This is a genomic window from Paenibacillus sp. MDV22-iso6 (assembly GCF_058408365.1).
On record NZ_JBZVDZ010000006.1, the window covers coordinates 434,797 to 454,138 of the forward strand.

At 47.5% G+C, this 19,342-nt stretch carries 13 protein-coding genes and 2 tRNA genes; 14 read left to right on the plus strand and 1 reads right to left on the minus strand.

Annotated features, from left to right (window positions below; all coding sequences use genetic code 11):
* Window positions 1-91: 91 nt before the first annotated feature.
* The 8 genes from AC4PM4_RS19350 (at window position 92) to AC4PM4_RS19385 (ending at window position 8,904) form a co-directional block, all read left to right on the plus strand.
* Entirely contained in the window at window positions 92-1,285 is a 1,194-nt protein-coding gene (locus AC4PM4_RS19350; protein WP_491614306.1) for a methyl-accepting chemotaxis protein, read from the plus strand.
* 218 nt (window positions 1,286-1,503) lie between these two features.
* Window positions 1,504-2,259, plus strand: coding sequence for a phosphate ABC transporter ATP-binding protein PstB (gene pstB / locus AC4PM4_RS19355; protein WP_063568101.1), 756 nt, complete (start codon window positions 1,504-1,506; stop codon window positions 2,257-2,259).
* Between the two features lie 63 nt (window positions 2,260-2,322).
* Window positions 2,323-2,982: a phosphate signaling complex protein PhoU gene (gene phoU, locus AC4PM4_RS19360; protein WP_063568102.1), complete on the plus strand. Its 660-nt coding sequence runs from the start codon at window positions 2,323-2,325 to the stop codon at window positions 2,980-2,982.
* Window positions 2,983-3,202: 220 nt separating this feature from the next.
* On the plus strand, window positions 3,203-5,857 hold the full coding sequence (gene polA, locus AC4PM4_RS19365) for a DNA polymerase I (RefSeq protein WP_072733975.1): 2,655 nt from the start codon (window positions 3,203-3,205) through the stop codon (window positions 5,855-5,857).
* A gap of 116 nt (window positions 5,858-5,973) precedes the next feature.
* Window positions 5,974-6,804, plus strand: coding sequence for a DNA-formamidopyrimidine glycosylase (gene mutM / locus AC4PM4_RS19370; protein ID WP_090954530.1), 831 nt, complete (start codon window positions 5,974-5,976; stop codon window positions 6,802-6,804).
* A gap of 154 nt (window positions 6,805-6,958) precedes the next feature.
* On the plus strand, window positions 6,959-7,738 hold the full coding sequence (locus AC4PM4_RS19375; RefSeq protein WP_491614323.1) for a manganese efflux pump: 780 nt from the start codon (window positions 6,959-6,961) through the stop codon (window positions 7,736-7,738).
* A 9-nt stretch (window positions 7,739-7,747) separates the two neighbouring features.
* Window positions 7,748-8,344, plus strand: coding sequence for a dephospho-CoA kinase (gene coaE / locus AC4PM4_RS19380; protein ID WP_063568106.1), 597 nt, complete (start codon window positions 7,748-7,750; stop codon window positions 8,342-8,344).
* Entirely contained in the window at window positions 8,341-8,904 is a 564-nt protein-coding gene (locus tag AC4PM4_RS19385) for a lytic transglycosylase domain-containing protein (RefSeq protein WP_063568107.1), read from the plus strand. Before coaE ends, AC4PM4_RS19385 begins: the two co-directional genes overlap by 4 nt.
* A gap of 107 nt (window positions 8,905-9,011) precedes the next feature.
* On the opposite strand, the gene AC4PM4_RS19390 is transcribed toward AC4PM4_RS19385, so the two are convergent.
* On the minus strand, window positions 9,012-9,233 hold the full coding sequence (locus AC4PM4_RS19390) for an alpha/beta-type small acid-soluble spore protein (protein ID WP_053783555.1): 222 nt from the start codon (window positions 9,231-9,233) through the stop codon (window positions 9,012-9,014).
* Between the two features lie 115 nt (window positions 9,234-9,348).
* Here AC4PM4_RS19390 and nrdR point away from each other — a divergent pair, with 115 nt between their 5' ends.
* From nrdR to AC4PM4_RS19420, 6 genes are all read left to right on the plus strand, one after another.
* Window positions 9,349-9,816: a transcriptional regulator NrdR gene (nrdR, locus tag AC4PM4_RS19395; protein WP_063568108.1), complete on the plus strand. Its 468-nt coding sequence runs from the start codon at window positions 9,349-9,351 to the stop codon at window positions 9,814-9,816.
* 185 nt (window positions 9,817-10,001) lie between these two features.
* Window positions 10,002-10,077, plus strand: a tRNA-Ala gene (locus tag AC4PM4_RS19400).
* A gap of 663 nt (window positions 10,078-10,740) precedes the next feature.
* Window positions 10,741-14,565, plus strand: coding sequence for an IPT/TIG domain-containing protein (locus AC4PM4_RS19405; RefSeq protein ID WP_491614307.1), 3,825 nt, complete (start codon window positions 10,741-10,743; stop codon window positions 14,563-14,565).
* A 53-nt stretch (window positions 14,566-14,618) separates the two neighbouring features.
* A tRNA-Ala gene (locus tag AC4PM4_RS19410) sits at window positions 14,619-14,693 on the plus strand.
* A 124-nt stretch (window positions 14,694-14,817) separates the two neighbouring features.
* A complete protein-coding gene (locus tag AC4PM4_RS19415) occupies window positions 14,818-15,951 on the plus strand; it encodes a response regulator (protein WP_274570362.1) in 1,134 nt (377 codons plus the stop codon).
* A gap of 228 nt (window positions 15,952-16,179) precedes the next feature.
* On the plus strand, window positions 16,180-18,762 hold the full coding sequence (locus tag AC4PM4_RS19420) for an Ig-like domain repeat protein (RefSeq protein ID WP_491614324.1): 2,583 nt from the start codon (window positions 16,180-16,182) through the stop codon (window positions 18,760-18,762).
* The last annotated feature ends 580 nt before the right edge of the window (window positions 18,763-19,342 follow it).

The following is a 19,342-nucleotide window of genomic DNA, read 5'->3' on the forward strand; positions in this document are numbered from 1 at the left end:
TAGGGAGTAGGATGAAGCTGTCTGAGTGATACTTTATACCTATATATTCCACCTCAGGACGGAGCTCATACGTAAAGGAGATTGCGCATTTATGCCCATGTTGCTCGAAGTGAAGCCCGACCAGCCCGAAGAAATGATAAATACGCAACAGGAACAAGTTGTAGCTCCCATGGGAGAACAAAAAGATGAAGATGAAATTGGGGTCACCAAAGAGAATGTAATTTCATTACGGGACTATTGCCGTCAAATACCTGTAGTTGACGTTCACACTACCTGCGGGGAAGCGGCAAGCCTGCTCAATCAGGATCAGGAATATCCGTGTATTGTATTATGTGATGATCACATGCGGCCATTAGGTTTGTTGATGCGAGAGACATTATACCGAATGTTGAATGGACGCTTCGCGGCAGATCTTTTCTATCGTAAGCCGGTTGTACACGCAGCTGACTCTTCTCCTGTTATTGTCGATGTGCACGCAGAAGCGACCGCGATTATTGACATCGCTCTTGCACGCAGTGAGCAATATTTCTACGATTGTTTGATCGTTACGGAAGAAGACCGATTGCTGGGTGTGTTGACGATGAGGGATGTTATGTCCCTTTCCCGTAAACTGCAGCATGTGGCTTCGGAAGAACGTGTACATATTATTACACAGAGCAGACAGGAAATAACGAGAATCAACGACTCCGTCACCAAACTGGTTCAAGCCGCTCAAAAGGCTGGGGTAGAAGCGTCTCAGATCATGCAGTTATCCGAACGGGGAGCGAGCAGTCTCAGTCAGGTTGATGCTTCCTATAACCGTGTATATCAGCATATGGAGGGTCAGCAGAAACACGCTGATGACATGCTGAGCTCTATCGACATGGGTTCCGGGATGGCACGTTCCATTCGTTCATTGGCTGACCAAAGTGGGCTACTCGCTATGAATGCTTCCATCGAAGCGGCACATGCGGGGGAGTACGGACGGGGTTTCCAGGTCGTTGCTGGTGAGATTCGTGCACTAGCCAAGCAGACCCGTGAGGTTGCGGGAAATATGTCCTCTTTACTGGATGATATCGGAGGATTGACCAGACAGACTGTAGAACTGGTGAGAGCAAGCGCGGCAGAGATTGACAGCAGCTCCGTTCATGTAAACGAAGGAGGGGCTGCATTCAAACAGCTGAACACGGCTGTGGCAGGCATGTCCCATATAGCAGAGGATATCGCGAAGGAAGGCAAAACGGCTGGAGAATTGGCCGAGCACATTCGGGAGAGACTGGAAGATATGGTTCGGGAGGATGACTAAACGAAGATAGGCTGGGCATCATTCATACACAATGATCGGATAGGAGGGTCATGGGTGTGAAAGATGTCTCTTTTTACATTCCGTTAACATGAAAGTGATACTGTTTTTACAATGAGAGGGTAGGATATTATAGATGACCGAGAGCCAAGTTCAATCATTGGCATCGGTCTACGTAAGGGAATCTGGTTGTCCCTGCCGCGAAGGAGAAGTGAACATCCATGAAGGACCTCATTCACATTGAAGGACTTAATTTATACTATGATACGCATCACGCGCTTAAAAATATATCGATGGACCTGCCGGAGAAGACAGTTACCGCGTTTATCGGTCCGTCGGGCTGTGGTAAATCGACCTTGCTTCGTACATTGAATCGGATGAATGACATGATTCCAGGCGTACGTGTGGAAGGACAAGTTATGTTGGACGGTTCCGACATTTATAGTAATGAGATTGAAGTAGAGACGCTGCGCAAGCGGGTCGGAATGGTATTTCAGCAGCCTAACCCTTTTCCAAAATCGATCTACGATAACGTGGCCTACGGACCACGACTTCACGGGGTGACGCAAAAAGCCGAACTGGATCGTTTGGTTGAGCAGAGTCTTGTTCATGCTGCACTGTGGGATGAAGTGAAGGATGTGCTCAAAAAATCGGCACTCAGTCTCTCCGGTGGACAACAGCAGCGCCTCTGTATTGCACGTGCTCTGGCCGTGCAGCCTGACGTACTGTTGATGGATGAAGCAACGTCTGCACTTGATCCAATCTCAACGCTTAAAATTGAGGAACTGGTCAAGGAACTGCACCACAAATACACGATTGTAATGGTAACCCACAACATGCACCAAGCTGCACGGGTATCGGGTCGTACGGTATTTTTCCTGAACGGGGAAGTGGTGGAGGCAGCAGATACAGAAACGTTGTTCTCCACACCGCAGGATTCCAGAACCGAGGATTATATATCCGGACGGTTCGGATAAGCAAGCTGAGTTCGAACGATCCCGGCGTGTCCGGAGATGATGGATAAGGAGGACATGGAATCTATGATTCGCAGAAGAGAATTTGATCAGGAGCTTGAGGAACTGCGCACACTGCTTCGGCAAATGGGTGAGCATGTAGGCACAGCGTTGGATGGTGCTATTGAAAGTTTACAGACGATGGATGCCGAGAAAGCTCAGGTCATCATCAAGAATGATGCGAATCTGAATGCCTTGGAAGACAAGATTATGGAATTGGGTTCCAAGCTCATCATTACACAACAGCCGGTAGCGAAGGATTTGCGACGCATTATTGTTGCCTTCAAAATCTCAAGTGACTTGGAGCGTATGGGTGACCTTGCGCTGGATGTGGCCAAAGTGACCCTTCGTATGGATGGGCAGGAGCTCATTAAACCGCTTGTGGATATTCCAAGAATGGCGGAAATCGTGAAGTCCATGATTGAGGAATCCATTGAATCCTTCCTGAAAGAAAATACGGATCTGGCCTACAAAATGGCTCAGACCGATGATCAGGTTGACCAATTGTACAGTCATATGATCAGTGACCTCTACTCGTTTATGACAGACCATCCAAATAAGGCTTCCCAAGCGATGCTCTTGATGTTGGTAGGACGTTATATCGAACGGATTGGTGACCACGCAACAAACATTGGTGAGAGCACGGTGTATCTGGTAACAGGAAAACGCCCTGATTTGAATCAATAGGTAACCGTTTTTAGTGGAATTGGGGTATTATTCGTAGCGAAATGAAGGGACTTTCTCTCGGGCGGCCTGTGAACAGGTCATCCGCGGAGGGAGTTCTTTTTTTTGCAGGCCAGATCATGGCCTATAAAGATGACTAATTTTTTTGTTGTAACAGGTGTGTATGGTATCATGAGAGTAGATGTGATTGAAGGATTGACCATACGATACGCGAGGTGCTGGAATGGACAAGTTTATTCTTATAGATGGAAATAGCATTATTTACAGGGCGTTTTTTGCAATGCCACCGCTAACTAACTCGAAAGGCTTGCACACCAATGCGGTGTACGGCTTCACCACGATGCTGCTGCGCTTGCTGGAAGAGCATAAACCGACACATGTGATGGTGGCATTTGATGCAGGCAAAGTTACGTTCCGACACGAAGGTTACCAGGAGTATAAGGGTGGTCGGGAGAAAACACCGCCGGAGTTGTCGGAACAATTTCCGCTGCTGAAAGAGCTGCTTCAGGGCTTCGGGATTGCCCAGTTTGAGCTTGCAGGGTTTGAAGCGGATGATATTATCGGAACATTAACGAAACGTGCGGATGAAGCCGGAAGACAGGTTCTCGTTGTGTCAGGTGACAAAGATATGCTGCAGCTTGCCTCTGAACATGTGCATATCGGGCTTACGCGCAAAGGGGTAACCGAGATTGAGCTATACGATCCCGCTCAGATCAAGGAGCGCTATGGTCTGACCCCGCTGCAAATCATTGACCTCAAAGGTCTGATGGGCGATGCGTCCGACAATATTCCGGGCATTCCTGGTGTTGGAGAGAAAACGGCTCTGAAGCTGCTGCACCAGTTCGGTTCGGTTGAGGAAGTTCTTAACGGCACAGGTGAGCTAAAGGGCAAAATGAAAGAAAAAATTGAGGCTCACGCCGAAGATGCACGTATGAGCAAGCAGCTTGCCACGATCCACCGTGAAGTTCCATTGGAACAAACTTGGGAAGATATGCAGTTTGCTGGCTTAAAAGAGGAACTGGCAGGTCCGGCTTTGGCCAAGCTCGAATTCAAGTCTTTGCTAGAGCGCCTGTCATTCCGTGCAAGTGTAGTTTCTGAACAGGAAGCCGTTCCGGCGGCCGTAGTGGAATCCTCCATTGCAACAGAAGAAACGATTAGTGAACTGTTCAGTTCACTCGAATCCATTGATGTGCTGCATGTGGAGACACATGGTGATAACCCGCATCAGGCGAAACTCATTGGACTTGCTGTTGGTTCAGCCGAAACCTATACATTCCTGTCTTCCGAATTGCTCCAGTCAGATGCAGCTGCCCCAGTACGAGAATGGCTCGGCAATGCAGATCAACCCAAGCGTGGTTATGATCTACATCGTGTTGATCTGGCACTGCATGCGCATGGCATTGAGTTTGCTGGAGCGTCCTTTGATGTGCAATTGGCTGCCTATTTGCTTGATCCAACTGAATCGAATCAGACGATTAGCGGCCTGACCACGAAGTATGGTCTGCCTTCCCTCGTGGAGGATGATTCGGTTATGGGCAAAGGTGCAAAATACAGAGTGCCTGAGGCGAATATATTGGGCGATTTTCTATGTCGTAAAGCGGCGGCAGTAGCAGCCATTATTCCACTCCAAGAGCAGGCACTGGAGAGTAATGAGATGAACGCACTTTTCCATGAACTGGAGATGCCATTGTCACGTATTCTTGCAGATATGGAGAAACAGGGGATTAAGGCTAATACGGCAGATTTGAAGGCTTTGGGTAGTGAGTTCGAAGAAAATATAAGTAGGTTGATGGCGGAAATCTACAAGCTTTCCGGTACGGAATTCAATCTGAATTCACCGAAACAGCTGGGTGAGATTTTATTTGATAAACTCGGTTTGCCTGTGGTGAAGAAAACAAAGACAGGATACTCTACGGATGCCGAAGTATTGGAGAAGCTGGCTCCATATAATGATGTAGTCAAACATATTCTGCAATATCGTCAACTTGCCAAGTTGCAGTCCACATATGTAGAAGGACTCCTCAAAGAGATTTCAGATAAGGATGGCAAGGTGCATACGTTTTACCGTCAGACGATTGCGGCTACTGGACGTCTTAGCAGCCAGTTCCCGAACTTGCAGAACATTCCGATTCGGATGGAGGAAGGCCGTAAAATCAGAAAGGTATTTGTTCCTTCCGAACCAGGGTGGTCCATTTTGGCAGCAGACTATTCGCAGATTGAACTGCGCGTCCTTGCACATATTTCAGATGATGAGCGGCTGAAGGAAGCTTTTGTCCAGGACATGGATATCCATACGAAGACGGCCTCAGATGTGTTTGGCGTGAAGCCAGAAGAGGTGGATGGAGACATGCGTCGTTCTGCCAAGGCGGTTAACTTCGGGATTGTATATGGCATCAGTGATTACGGCCTTTCGCAGAACCTGCATATCACGCGGAAAGAGGCAGCACAGTTCATTGATCAATACTTTGAAGTATTCCAGGGTGTGCGTCGATATATGGATGATATTGTGAAGGAAGCCCGTCAGGATGGTTATGTCAAAACGTTGCTGGAACGCCGTCGTTATCTGCCAGAAATCAATGCAAGCAACTTTAACCTGCGTTCCTTCGCGGAACGGACAGCAATGAATACACCGATCCAGGGAACTGCGGCAGATATCATCAAGCTTGCCATGGTACAGATGGATGAAGCACTGCGTGAACGCAAGCTGAAGAGCCGCATGCTATTACAGGTGCACGATGAGCTTGTATTCGAAGTGCCTGCGGATGAAATGGAACTGATGAAAGAGCTGGTTCCTTCGGTGATGGAAAAAGCATTGGAGCTGTCAGTGCCGCTAAAAGCGGAAGTCAGCTACGGAGAAAACTGGTACGAGGCTAAATAATAGATCCCAAGCGGGTTTTCCGTTATTTTACAAAATATTTTTCAACTGTTTTCGACACAAGAAGGGGTCCCGCTGAGCGCCATCTTCCGTTATAATATAGGGGAGGTGAGAACATCATGCCGGAATTACCGGAAGTCGAAACAGTCAGAAGAACATTGAATCAACTTATTGTTGGCAAGACCATTGACTCCGTTACCGTTAGCTTGCCGCGGATTATTCAGCGGCCGGACGACATAGATGCATTTGCAATGGAACTTAAGGGACATACCGTGATCGGTGTGGAGCGCAGAGGCAAGTTTTTGCGTATTTTGCTGGACGGGCTGGTGCTTGTCTCCCATCTGCGGATGGAAGGCAGGTACGGGGTATACCAACAACATGAGGAAGTGGAGAAGCATACCCATGTTATCTTTCACTTTACCGATGGTACAGAATTACGTTACAAGGATGTTCGTCAATTCGGTACAATGCATCTCTTCAATGCAGGGGAGGAACTGGTATCCAAACCTTTGTTAAAACTGGGGCTGGAGCCGCTTGATCCTGCGTTTACTGTAGCTGCATTCCGTGAGGCTGTTGGCAAACGCACGACCAAAATTAAAGCCGTCTTGTTAAATCAGGCATATGTGGTCGGCATCGGGAATATTTATGTGGACGAGGCCTTGTTCCGCGCTGGAATTCATCCAGAAACCATTGCCAAGACATTAACCGAAGCCCAGTTAACCGTGCTGCATGAAGCGATCGTGGTTACGCTCCAGGATGCGGTGAATGCAGGAGGTTCCTCCATTAAGTCCTATGTCAATGGACAGGGCGAGATGGGAATGTTCCAGCATCAGTTGAAAATATATGGACGCAAGTCTGAACCTTGTGCAACGTGTGGCACATTAATCGAGAAGAGTGTTGTAGGTGGTAGGGGCACGCATTACTGTCCAAACTGTCAACCGCTGCTCTAAATCGTTGATGGGTTTGGTAGCATGAACGAAATCGTCAAATTGTAGCACCCTTGGATTCCTCCCTCCATATACTGATATGGCAGAAATAAGCGGGCGTATACCCATACTGGCAGCCGCCAGTTGGAACGAGTTCCGCACAGGGGAGGAATCCGGGGTGCTGCATCATTTTATTTCATTACTGGCGCTTGCTTTGGCGCTTAGTTTAGATGGTTTTGGAGTCGGGATTACATATGGGCTGCGGAGAACTAAAATTCCGCTGTTATCCATTGTCGTCATTTCCATCTGTTCGGGTCTGGTTATTGCATTATCGATGCAAGTAGGTGTGCTTCTGTCTCATGTCGTATCTCCGGACGTGGCTTCAATTGTTGGAGCGGTTATTCTGATCGGTATTGGCGCATGGTCGTTGCTGCAACTCATTCGAAAACGGGGCAAGGAACAGCTGGAATCGGACAATGGAGTGGGTGAGGGAACAGGAGCAGGAGCAGGAACAATCCGCAGTAGTACGCAAGCCTCACCAGAAGCTCAGTCGAAGGGCAGGAATCAGGTGCTCGCGCTGGAGCTTGAGCCATCTGCTTCTGGAGGATCTCTGGAACGAATGGTCTTTACACTTGAGCTGCGGAAGCTGGGTGTGGTTATTCAGATCCTGCGTAGTCCCTCGAAGGCGGATATGGATAACTCGGGCAGTATATCCGTCCAAGAAGCGATGTGGCTGGGGATAGCCCTTTCTCTGGATGCTTTTGGTGCAGGATTAGGGGCAGCATTATTGGGATTTCCGACTTTGTGGACAGCATTAGTTATTGCGTTGTTTAGTGGGGCATTTCTGTCACTGGGCATGAAAGTTGGGTTGCGCTTTGCTGCTCTGCGGTGGATGCGAAGATTATCTGTGTTACCTGCGCTTTTATTAATGTTTATGGGAATAATGAAGTTGTTGTGAGGTGAAATAATGAATATTGGCTTAACCGGCGGGATCGCGACAGGCAAAAGCAGCGTGTCCGCCTTTCTCGCCAGTAAGGGAGCGTTGCTCATTGATGCAGATGTTATTGCCCGGGAAGTAATGCTGCCCGGGCATCCCGTTTTGGCTGCGGCTGTTCAGCGGTTCGGACAAGCCATATTGAATGAGGACGGAACACTGGATCGGAAAAAGCTTGGCAGTATTGTTTTTCAGAATCCAGAGGAACGTAAGGCACTTGAGGCTATTACACATCCAGCGATCCGCAAGGAGATGCGCGAGCGCGCTGCTCTGTACGAGCTTGAACATCCGGACAAGCTGGTCGTATCGGATATTCCGTTATTGTACGAGTCAGGGCTGGAGGATGGCTTCGAAGAGGTGATGGTTGTTTACGTTCCGAGGTCAGTGCAGCTAGAACGACTGATGAGCCGGGATGGAATGACGGCAGAACAGGCAGATGCCCGTATAGACGTGCAGATGGATATTGAAGATAAGAAGCAGCGTGCTGACGTGGTTATCGATAACAGCGGCTTGTGGTCAGAGACGGAGCAGCAACTCATTTCATTTTTGCATCGTAAGGGCCTAATATGAGATTGCTGCGTAAGAAACGGGTACTGTTGTTGATGTTTGTGTCTTTTGTATTGGTGCTGTTCCTGAATACCAATTGGATGTCATGGTTCTATCCGATTCATTATAAGGAAGAGATTCGGGCCCAGTCTCAGAGTTATGAGGTTGATCCGTTTCTCATCGCTTCCATCATCAAGGTGGAGACCAATTTTAAGACAAGCAAGGAATCCAAGAGAGGTGCCATCGGATTAATGCAGCTGATGCCTGACACCGCGAACTGGATTATGGAGCAAGCCAAAATTCCGGGAACCTCATTGGAAGAATTGAAGCACGAGCCTGAAAGGAATATCCAGCTGGGCACCTGGTATCTACGTAATCTGTCAGATCAATTTGACGGGAATGAAGCGGCTATGATTGCTGCTTACAATGCAGGTCCAGGTAAAGTGAACTCATGGTTAAGGGATGGCGTATGGGACGGTTCATTCGAGACGGTCAAAGATATTCCGTTTGGTGAAACCCGGCACTATGTACAACGCGTCATTTATTATTATAATCAATATGTAAAGATCTATAATACGTTCTAAGTTAAGACACTTTGGATTCATGCTCTAAAATAAGTAGAAGCACCGAGCAGGCCGGTTGTTCACCGGCCGCTCCATGCTCCTCTGTGTACCGTATTACGATGCAGATATTATTGGTATTGACCTGCCAATTGCTGTTCTGCAATTGTTACCAGACGCTTCGTGATGTATCCACCGATCGAACCGTTCTCGTAAGAAGTCATGTTACCTTGGTATCCGTCTTGTGGGATGCTGATTCCGAGTTCTTGAGCAACTTCATATTTCAGTTGTTCGAGAGCTGCGGAAGCTTTAGTTACCACCAGGTTGTTGGAGTTACCATTGCTTTGTGCCATTGCTGTTCACCTCCTCGCGGTTGGTAAAAGTATTATGTGTCGGCAATACGATTTTCATAACTAAATGCATGCAGGCAATTTCTGGTAAAAAGTAAAACGTGGGAAGTGATCTGATTTGAAATGTCCTTATTGCGCCTACCTGGGCACAAAGGTGCTTGATTCAAGGCCGGCCAATGAATCGAAATCGATTCGTCGTCGTCGTGAGTGTGAGCAATGTAGCCGTCGATTTACAACTTTTGAAATGGTGGAAGAAACACCGCTGATCGTCATCAAGAAAGATGGCAGTCGTGAGGAATTTAGCCGGGACAAGATTCTCCGTGGCCTGATTCGGGCTTGTGAGAAACGTCCGGTCTCTGTGGAGACACTGGAAATGATGGTATCTGAGGCAGAGAAGTCTCTGCGAAATACAGCCGATGCAGAAGTAGAGAGCCGTCAGATTGGCGAACTGCTGATGGAACAGCTGTTTCCAGTGGATGAAGTAGCCTATGTGCGCTTTGCTTCGGTGTACCGTCAATTCAAAGACATCAATATGTTCATGAAAGAACTGAAATCTTTATTGTCCAAAGACAACAACGAGGATTAGTGAAACGGGTAAAAGGGGAAGAGCATTCTGGGGTTACCATCTGTGTGTTCCAGTAAAAAGGTTGTTCTTCTCCAATCACTTTAGCTTCAAGAAAAAGTTGTTGACAGCAAAAGCTGTATTTTATATGATATAGGAGTCGCCTGCGGAGCATTGCAGTGTTGGACAACTTGTTACATTCATAATTTGGGGCCTTAGCTCAGCTGGGAGAGCGCATCGCTGGCAGCGATGAGGTCAGGGGTTCGATCCCCCTAGGCTCCACCAAAATAGTAAATGCACGCAGTCCTTGGGAACTGCGTTTTTTTGTTTTTTATGGACATATTCTGATAGAACGAAGAAAGTGCGTTTCGCAAGAACATTCGATAATTTACTGAACGAAAAAACTCATAATGTTATATAATAGCAAATAACTGGACGGGCATTTTTTTACTACATAATTTGAATTCATAGTTTCTAAAAAGGGCTGTATCTCCCCAATTCGAAAAAAAGTAACCGAAGGTCGGTATAGACAATGACAAAACAAAATTCAAAAACTAACCGAAGGGATGAAACAAACAGACAGTACACGCCAGTATGAGCGTTTTTTGGCGGTTCGACTTCATTTCACAAATAAAGCCATATATACATTGCCCAAGCAAAACCGGTCGAGCAAAGAGCATTTCGTGAAATTACGTTTTCCTGATTGAAATGTAGTCCGCAATTGAACCCTGCTGATTTAATGAAACAAATTATTTTATCGCCAACCAGAGTCATTAATCAGCTCCAATTTTAATCTTAGTTCATCTTATATGGTTCGACGGTTAAGCCTTTTTTTCGTGTGAAAATTTGTTCAGAACGTTCTTTTCCGGTTGGAATATCGAAGTGAATCCTAACTTAGAGAGTGGGTAACAGGGTATGTATCAAACAAGAACAATAAGAAAGTTATTTGTGTGTGTAATCATTTTAAGTTTGCTGCCATTGTACTTATTTGAAAAGGCGTTTGCGGCCACTCCAACAGCCGTCATTTTTGTAGCTGATGATCATCTGGCTTCCGGAGAAACGTCACTGGTGAGGATTACCTTTTCAGAAGCGGTGACTGGGTTTGACCTTGCTGATTTGACCATAGGTAGCGGCACTCTTGGTGGATTAACAAATTATGACAATATTAACTATACCGCAACCCTCACGCCGCCCCTAAGCAATTTCAGCGGTCCATTCCATATTTCGCTCGATCACTCAGGTGTAACTGCCGCAGGCGTTGCGGGGAACGGAACCACCATATCAAACAATTACTTTGTTGACACAGTTGGGCCTTCCGTGACAAGCGTGGATGTTCCTGCCAATGGTACTTATGGTGCAGGAGAGGACTTGAATTTTACAGTGAACATGGACGAGGTCGTGTTTGTTACGGACACTCCAACAATCTCTATAGTTGTAGGAACAACAACTGTGTATGCAACCTATGCAGGCGGTTCGGGATCAAACGCGTTGCGATTCAGATATACTGTCCAAACCGGACTATCCGATAGTAACGGGATTACTATTGGAGCCTTGTCTCTAAATGGCGGATCAATTATGGATGAAGCAGGCAACGCTGCAGCATTAATGTTTAATAACGTGGGCAGTACGGCGAACGTGCTAGTCAATGCAATCGCGCCGACGATCACAAGTATGTCGCCGGCATCGGGTCCGACGTCAGGAGGAACGACCGTCACGTTGACCGGTACAAATCTGACCGGGGCAACCGCGGTGAAGTTTGGTGCAACGGCGGCGGCGTCCTATACCGTAAATTCGGCAACGTCAATCACGGCAACCGCCCCGGCGGGTAGTTTGGGAACTGTAGACGTAACGGTAACGACGTCGGGCGGGACTTCAGCGACATCGGCGGTGGATCAGTATACGTATATGTCCATGGCCGCGCCGACGATTGTAGGGTTGTCGCCGATATCAGGTCCGACGTCTGGAGGCACGACCGTCACGTTGACCGGTACGAATCTGACCGGGGCGACCGCGGTGAAGTTCGGTGCAACTTCGGCGTCCTATACCGTAAATTCGGCAACGTCAATCACTGCCATCGCTCCGGCGGGTAGTGCAGGAACCATAGACGTAACGGTAATGACATCAGGCGGTACATCGGCGACATCGGCAGCGGACCAATATACGTACCTTGCCGAACCGACGATTACCAGCATGTCGCCGACATCGGGTCCAACATCCGGAGGCACGATCGTCACATTGACCGGTACGAATCTGACCGATGCAACGGCGGTGAAGTTCGGTGCAACGGCGGCGGCGTCCTATACCGTGAACTCAGCGACACAAATTACGGCGACCGCTCCGGTGGGTAGTGCAGGAACCGTAGACGTAACGGTAACGACATCAGGCGGTACATCGGCGACATCGGCAGCGGACCAATATACGTACCTGGCTGAACCCACAATTACAAACATGTCGCCGACATCGGGTCCGACGTCCGGAGGCACGATCGTCACATTGACGGGTACGAATCTGACCAGGACGACTGGGGTTACGTTCGGCGGAAGAGCGGCGACGTCCTATACTGTAAATTCGGCAATGCAAATTATGGCAACCGCTCCGGCGGGTAGTGCAGGAACCGTAAATATCGTGGTGACGACACCAGGAGGAACCGCAACGTTGATGGGCGGCTACACATACTTCATGGCCGAACCGACGATTACAAGCGTGTCGCCGACATCGGGTCCGACGTCCGGAGGCATGATCGTAACATTGACCGGTACGAATCTGACCGATGCAACGGCGGTGAAGTTCGGTGCAACGGCGGCGTCCTATACCGTGAACTCAGCGACACAAATCACGGCCATCGCCCCGGCGGGTAGTGCAGGAACCATAGACGTAACGGTAACGACGCCTGGTGGTACATCGGCGACATCGGCAGCGGACCAATATACGTACCATGCCGAACCGACGATTACAAACATGTCGCCGACATCGGGTCCGACGTTCGGAGGCACGATCGTCACATTGACCGGTACGAATCTGACAGATGCAACGGCGGTGAAGTTCGGTGCAACGGCGGCGTCCTATACCGTGAACTCAGCGACACAAATCACGGCCATCGCTCCGGCGGGTAGTGCAGGAACCGTAGACGTAACGGTAACGACGCCTGGTGGTACATCGGTGACATCGGGAGTAGCCCAATTTACTAGGTTTGTTGTTACGTACGCGATTAGCCCGTTGTCAGATGAGGCGCTGAATGCGCTGACTGCGGGCTATGCTTCGGGGATGCAGGAAACGAAAACGGTCAATTTGACGCGAACGGGATCTGGTGACTTGGTGAGCTTGACGACAACGCTCGGCGGAACAAACGCCAGTAGCTTTACGATTACGCAGCCGACGGTGACAACGCTCAATGGTGGGAAGCCGTCGACGACCTTTACGGTAAAAGCCAATGACGAACTCGCCGCCGGGACGTATAAAGCTACGGTAACAGTGTCGGCATCGGGCATGACGCCGGTAACCTTTAATGTAACGCAGGTTGTTAATAGTGGCAGTAGTGGTGGAACTACTCCTGTTGGAACTACTCCTCTTGCTTCAACCCATTTGGATATTGACCAAAACGGCATTATGATTGATTCGGCTAAAATCGATAGCAGTAAGCCGTCCGTCACTCTTGAAGTTACACCAAAAGACGGCTTTGCCTATGTCAGCATACCGGCAAGCATTTTAACGAGCATTGAGGGCAAGAACGCTACCTTCTTCATCGAGATCAAGACCCCTTACGGCAGCTATCAAGTGCCGGTCAATCTGGCATCTCTCATTCCGGGGCTGAAGGACTTGCTAGCTAAGAATAATGTGAATAACGATGACATTAGCTTTAAAATTACGCTAACCGACAAGTCCGGCGATAAGGACATCCAAGCAGTATTTGCAAACAGCCTCCCGAATGCTCAAGCAATGGGTGCGATTGTAGATTTTCATATCTATATCATCAACACCAAGACGGGACAAGCGATCGGAACGGTAGATAAGTTCAGCAAGGCGCTTACAAGAGTGATTCCGATGCCCAAGAGCGTGGGGGGCATGCCTGCTCAATGGGGGGCATTCCGCTATAACGTAACGACAAAGAAATTGGAGTTTGTTGCAGCTGAGAAGAAACAGATTGACGGCGTGTGGGTTGTAAAGATCAGCTCCTATTCAAACAGTGTCTACGTTGTGGCACAAAACACGGTAAGTTTTGTTGATGTACAGCAGCATTGGAGCCAATCAGATGTCGATCTTGCTGCAGCCAAAGGTTTAGTCGAAGGCGTAGGCGGAGGACTGTATGATCCCAACAAAGCGTTAACCAGAGCAGAGTTTACCGCTATGTTAGTCCGGGCGCTTGGACGCGGGACATCTGATAAGTACATTTCGCCCTACAACGATGTCAGACCAGGTACGTGGTATTCAGGCGAGGTATCCATAGCGAAGGAGCTCGGACTGCTCGCCTTTGTGAAAGAAAACAGCTTTTCCCCTAATCAGCCGCTTACACGAGAGGAAATGGCTAGTATGCTGGCGGCAGTGGCGGGACTTGAACAGTTGCCGATATCCAAAGAGCCGGTGAGCCTTAATGGCTTCAAGGATATCGGAAACGCGGATACAGCCTATCTTGAGGACCTTCGCCTGATGGTCAAGCTTGATATCATGACAGGTACGGGCGCAAATACGTTCGATCCAAAGGGGGAGTCGACACGCGCGCAAGCGGCGGTTGTGTTTATCAGGATGCTACAGACGATGGGTTCAATCGATAGATAAGATTCAAGGGTAAAACATACCATTAAGAAATATTGAGTTTTTATATCCCGGTCTTAGCGCAGCTGGGAGAGCACATCGCTGGCAGCGATGTGGTCAGGGGTTCGAGGCTTCGATCCCCCTAGGCTCCAATGTCAAAAAGCCTTAAACACAAAGATTGCAAGTGTTTGAAGGCTTTTTTTCTATATTATGCTTTTTAATTTTTACAAAGGTTTTAAGAGCATCCCTCAAAGTCATAGGAGTGGAGGAGAACGGATGATTCAAATCATTGCGGTGGATGATGAGAAGCCAGCTCTTCGCAGAGTTACGAAATTATTGGAACTGATTCCGCAAGTTCAGATAGTAGGCTTGTTCCATAGTTCGACGGATTGCTTGGAATATATTTTAACGGAGCCGGAAAGAATCGATTTGGCCTTGCTTGATATCGAGATGCCTATGATAAACGGTTTGGAGCTGGCACGACGACTTCAGGAATGCAGGCCAGAGATTCATATCGCATTTCTGACGGCCTATGAGGGGTATGCCAAGAGTGCTTTTGAGGTAGAAGCCATCGATTTTTTATTGAAGCCCATTCTGCAGAATGACCTGGAACGAACAATCGGAAGGCTCGTGAAAAGGAACGGTAGCAAGAATGAGGCAACGCATCAGTCTAAACGTGGAATTGCAGTTCAACGCTTCGGTCCCTTCAACGTTTTAGCGGAGAGCGGCGACATGATTCGCTTTCGTAATTCTAAGTCCAAGGAGCTCTTGGCTTATCTTCATCATCATCAAGGAAAAGCGGTCAGTAAAGCGCAGATTATGGATGAAATATGGTATGGGAAGGACGAACAGCGGACGCAAACCAATTTGTATTCGACGATTTATCAGCTTCGTAAGGATTTGGAGGTCTCGGGGATATCCGATCTTATATCTCAGACTAAAACGGCTGGTGGCAGCTACAGTCTGAATTGGCGGGTATCATTCGATGATGTCGATTCATATGAAGAAGAGGTACGGTTATTCAAACAGAATTCATCCTTAACACATGCGCTGAAGGCTGTCCAATTATATGGAGAGGGTTATCTATCGGGGAGCGGTTATGCTTGGGCAACGACGCGACAAGCTGAGCTTGAGCTCGGCTACGCAGAATTGCTTGAAGCAATAGTTAAGGTTTACGTGCGACAACAGCGTTTCGATATCGCATTGAATCTGATGCGCAAGTGGGCGGAGTTAAATCCCTTGAGTAGCCTGCTCCATGTCAAAATGATTTCGTTGCTGCTCCTGATGAAAAGGGAAGACGACGCAAGGTCTTATTATGAGATTGTTCGGGATCTACTCGATCAAGATGAGGAGTCATCGAGGTTCGATTTCAAACGGTTTTGCTCCGAACCTTCACGCCAATTTATTTGAAGTAGCACACGGTAGATTCTGTCTAAACAGTAACTACCGTTTATTTATTTTAAATATCAATAATACCTAACAGGAAGCGCTTTCTTTTCAGATTACAGAGGAAAGCTTTGCTGTACAGTATGGAGGAGCACAACAGCCAAGCTCTGTTAATTCCTGCATTGTGACTGAGGGGAAACGAGAGTTCAGCAATGCTACTATTCATATAGAGGAGAAATAGAAGTGCACAACATGATTCGCGGAATTAAACAGAAGATAATAATCTTGGTTATTCTCGCTTTGACGTTACCTACACTGATGGATACTGGGACTGGCACGGCTCTTGCACAGGGGGGGACGGTAACAGAAATTTCGGCGAGTTCCGCATCGTCGACCTATGGAAAGGAAGTTACCTTTACCGCCACGGTAACGAATCCGGCAATCGAACAAACCATACCAAGCGGGATGGTAACCTTTATGGATGGGGAACAAGCTCTGGTGACGGCTCCTTTAAGGCAGCCTGAGCCTAAGATTACAACATCTTCTACAAATGCTTTAATCCCTCCTGGAAGTAAAGTGGTTTGCACAGACAGCCCTAACAATACCTGTCCCATTGTTCAGTGGGGGCAATACACGTACTGGGCTTATAGTTATACCAATAATGACAATGCTATGAATATTGTCGCTTACGATGCTTCCGGCAACATCGTGAAGCAATGGACAAAAGGGGGGGCACGTTATTTGTCGAAAATTACTATGGATGCTGCTGCGCAGACCCTCACCTTCTGGGGGCAAGGCAATGATAGCATTACAATGGGTTTGGAAGAATTACTCGCGCCTGCGTCCATTGCCAACTTCACGACAGCGGATCTAAGGATCGGCACACACGCCATTCGTGCTGTGTACTCAGGTGACGCCAATTATTCCTCAAGTGAAACATCTGAATTGAGTTATGAGGTAAACCGGATTCCTTCATTTACCGAGTTAAGCTCAAGCGAGAATCCTTCACGGATAGGAAAGTCTGTTGATTTAATTGCGTCAGTAACGTCTTCAGATCTTCAGGAAACTCTTACAGGAACAGTTGATTTCATAAACGGGTCGAATCATTTGATAGGCTCAGCAACTGTAGTTGATGGCATAGCCACACTTTCCGTCTCTTCTTTTTCTGTCGGATTAAACAGTATAGAGGCAAAGTATAACGGGGATGACCTCTATGCAGGCAGTCACTCTTTCTTTCAACAGGCAGTTGATCTGAAGCGTTCATCGGCTCAGTTGACGAGCAGTAAATCGGAAACACTGCACGGAGATTCAGTCGTCTTGACAGCAAAGATAGATAGTCCGGATGGCGGTACACCCACCGGAGACGTCGTTTTTCAGGATGGTGAGGAGCAAATTGCTCAAGTATCTTTATCCAGTGGCAAGGCAACTTTTACGACTTCAGAGCTGGGTATCGGCAATCATTCCCTTACGGCAACCTATGAAGGAGACGATACGTTCTATGAAAGTGTCTCCGGTGACATCAGCTTAAAAGTCAGTGTGAATACATTAGCAACGTTGAATTCCACTATTGGAACAGTAAGTAAAGGTGGGACAAGTCAGGAAACGATTAAAAATATCCCATATGGTACAACGCTTGCTGCGCTCAAAGCTGCCATTACCCCTGCAGCACATGCAACATTTGAAGTTTACGATGCGGATGGGATTCATGTAGCACAAACATTGGAAACTGGCAGGAAAGTCATTGTTATAGCAGAGGACGGAGTAACAAAGGTAACTTATACAATTACGTTGCTTGCACAGACGCAGAACCCACCAGAGGCTCCAACGACGGGCGGCGGTTCGTCGTTTCCTAGCGAGGCATTATCGAAGCCAAACAATGCTCCGGTTACTTCAAGTAATGGTCAACTAAAGCTTATGGCAGGCCAAGCAGGAGAGGTTAGCTTGGGGACCGAGATTAAAATCTCAATTCCGACTAACGCCACTGTGAAAGATCTGCAATTGATCATTAAAAAGGTGCAGGATACGTTTAGCCTTTTAAAAAATAACGAGATTCTTGCCAGCCCGGTTTATGAGCTTGAGAAAAATTTTGCAGAAAACTTCAATTCTCCGATTACACTGACCTTCGTGTTTGATCCATCCGTCGTTAAAGGCAAGCAGCAAGTTGCAGTCTTTTATTATGATGAAGGCAAAAAGATTTGGGTGGAAGTTGGTGGTAAAGTTATCGGAAATCAAATAACTGTCGATGTCGATCACTTCACCAAGTTTGCGGTTCTGTCCATCGACAAAACGCCGACCATAAACGTCAGTGATATTACCGGACATTGGGCGGAAGCCAATATTCAAAAAGCGATTGCAAGCGGAATCGTCAACGGATACACCGATGGTACGTTTAAGCCTAATTCGACAGTAACACGTGCAGAATTCGCGGTGATGCTGATGAATGTGTTGAAACCACAGGGCGAAGCAGTATCGCTATCGTTCACAGACGAGACCGAAATTGATACATGGGCAAGGACGGCAGTTGCACAGGCGGTACAAGCAGGTATTATTAAAGGATACACCGATGGTGCTTTCCATCCAAATGATCACATTACACGTGCAGAGATGGCCATCATGCTTGCTAAAGCTTCGGGTATAACCATTGAGAATAATGCTGTAACCAACTTTGCTGACGATAAGGATATTGCAGCTTGGGCAAGTGGAAGCATCCTTTATGTGCAGCAAGCAGGTTTGATGCAAGGAAAAGGAAATCATATGTTTGCGCCGAATGATAAAGCAACTAGAGCGGAGGCCGTAACTGTTCTGCTGAATAGATCAGTCCAACAAGAGCAATAACGTTCAGAATTTTTGGTAAAGGTTGTTGTTACTCAACAATGGTTTATGCTTTGGCCCTAATTCAATTAGGGCTTTTTTTATTTTCAGATGATTACAAGATCCGACTATGAGGTGCACCAGATGAAGAGAAGAACAATAATAAGACAAACATGCTATGGAACGTGTTTTGCATTGAATTAACCTATGCTAATTCTCCTTATGAACTCTCACATAGTTATGGCGACAATCGTATAAGCTATTTATAATCGGAATGCTAGTATTCTGAAGGAAGCCTTAATGTTAAAATAGTCATGCAGAGCCGTTTATCAGGCATCATCCCATCATCAGTAAGTGGACTGAGTGACCCCAGAACGGAACGATTATTTTAGTTTTCCGCTAACAGTCATAACAGTCACGGAGGATAAGAAAATGAACAACTCGGAATGGGCAGAGTCCTATTTTCCAATATATACAGCAGACAGCATTCAATCATTGTATAGTACGTCAACCATGCCGATACATAGGATCCATGAGAACCTAACCGTTCTGTTGGCCGTTTCAAGTGGTAAGGGTTCACTTCATCTCGACGATCACATATACG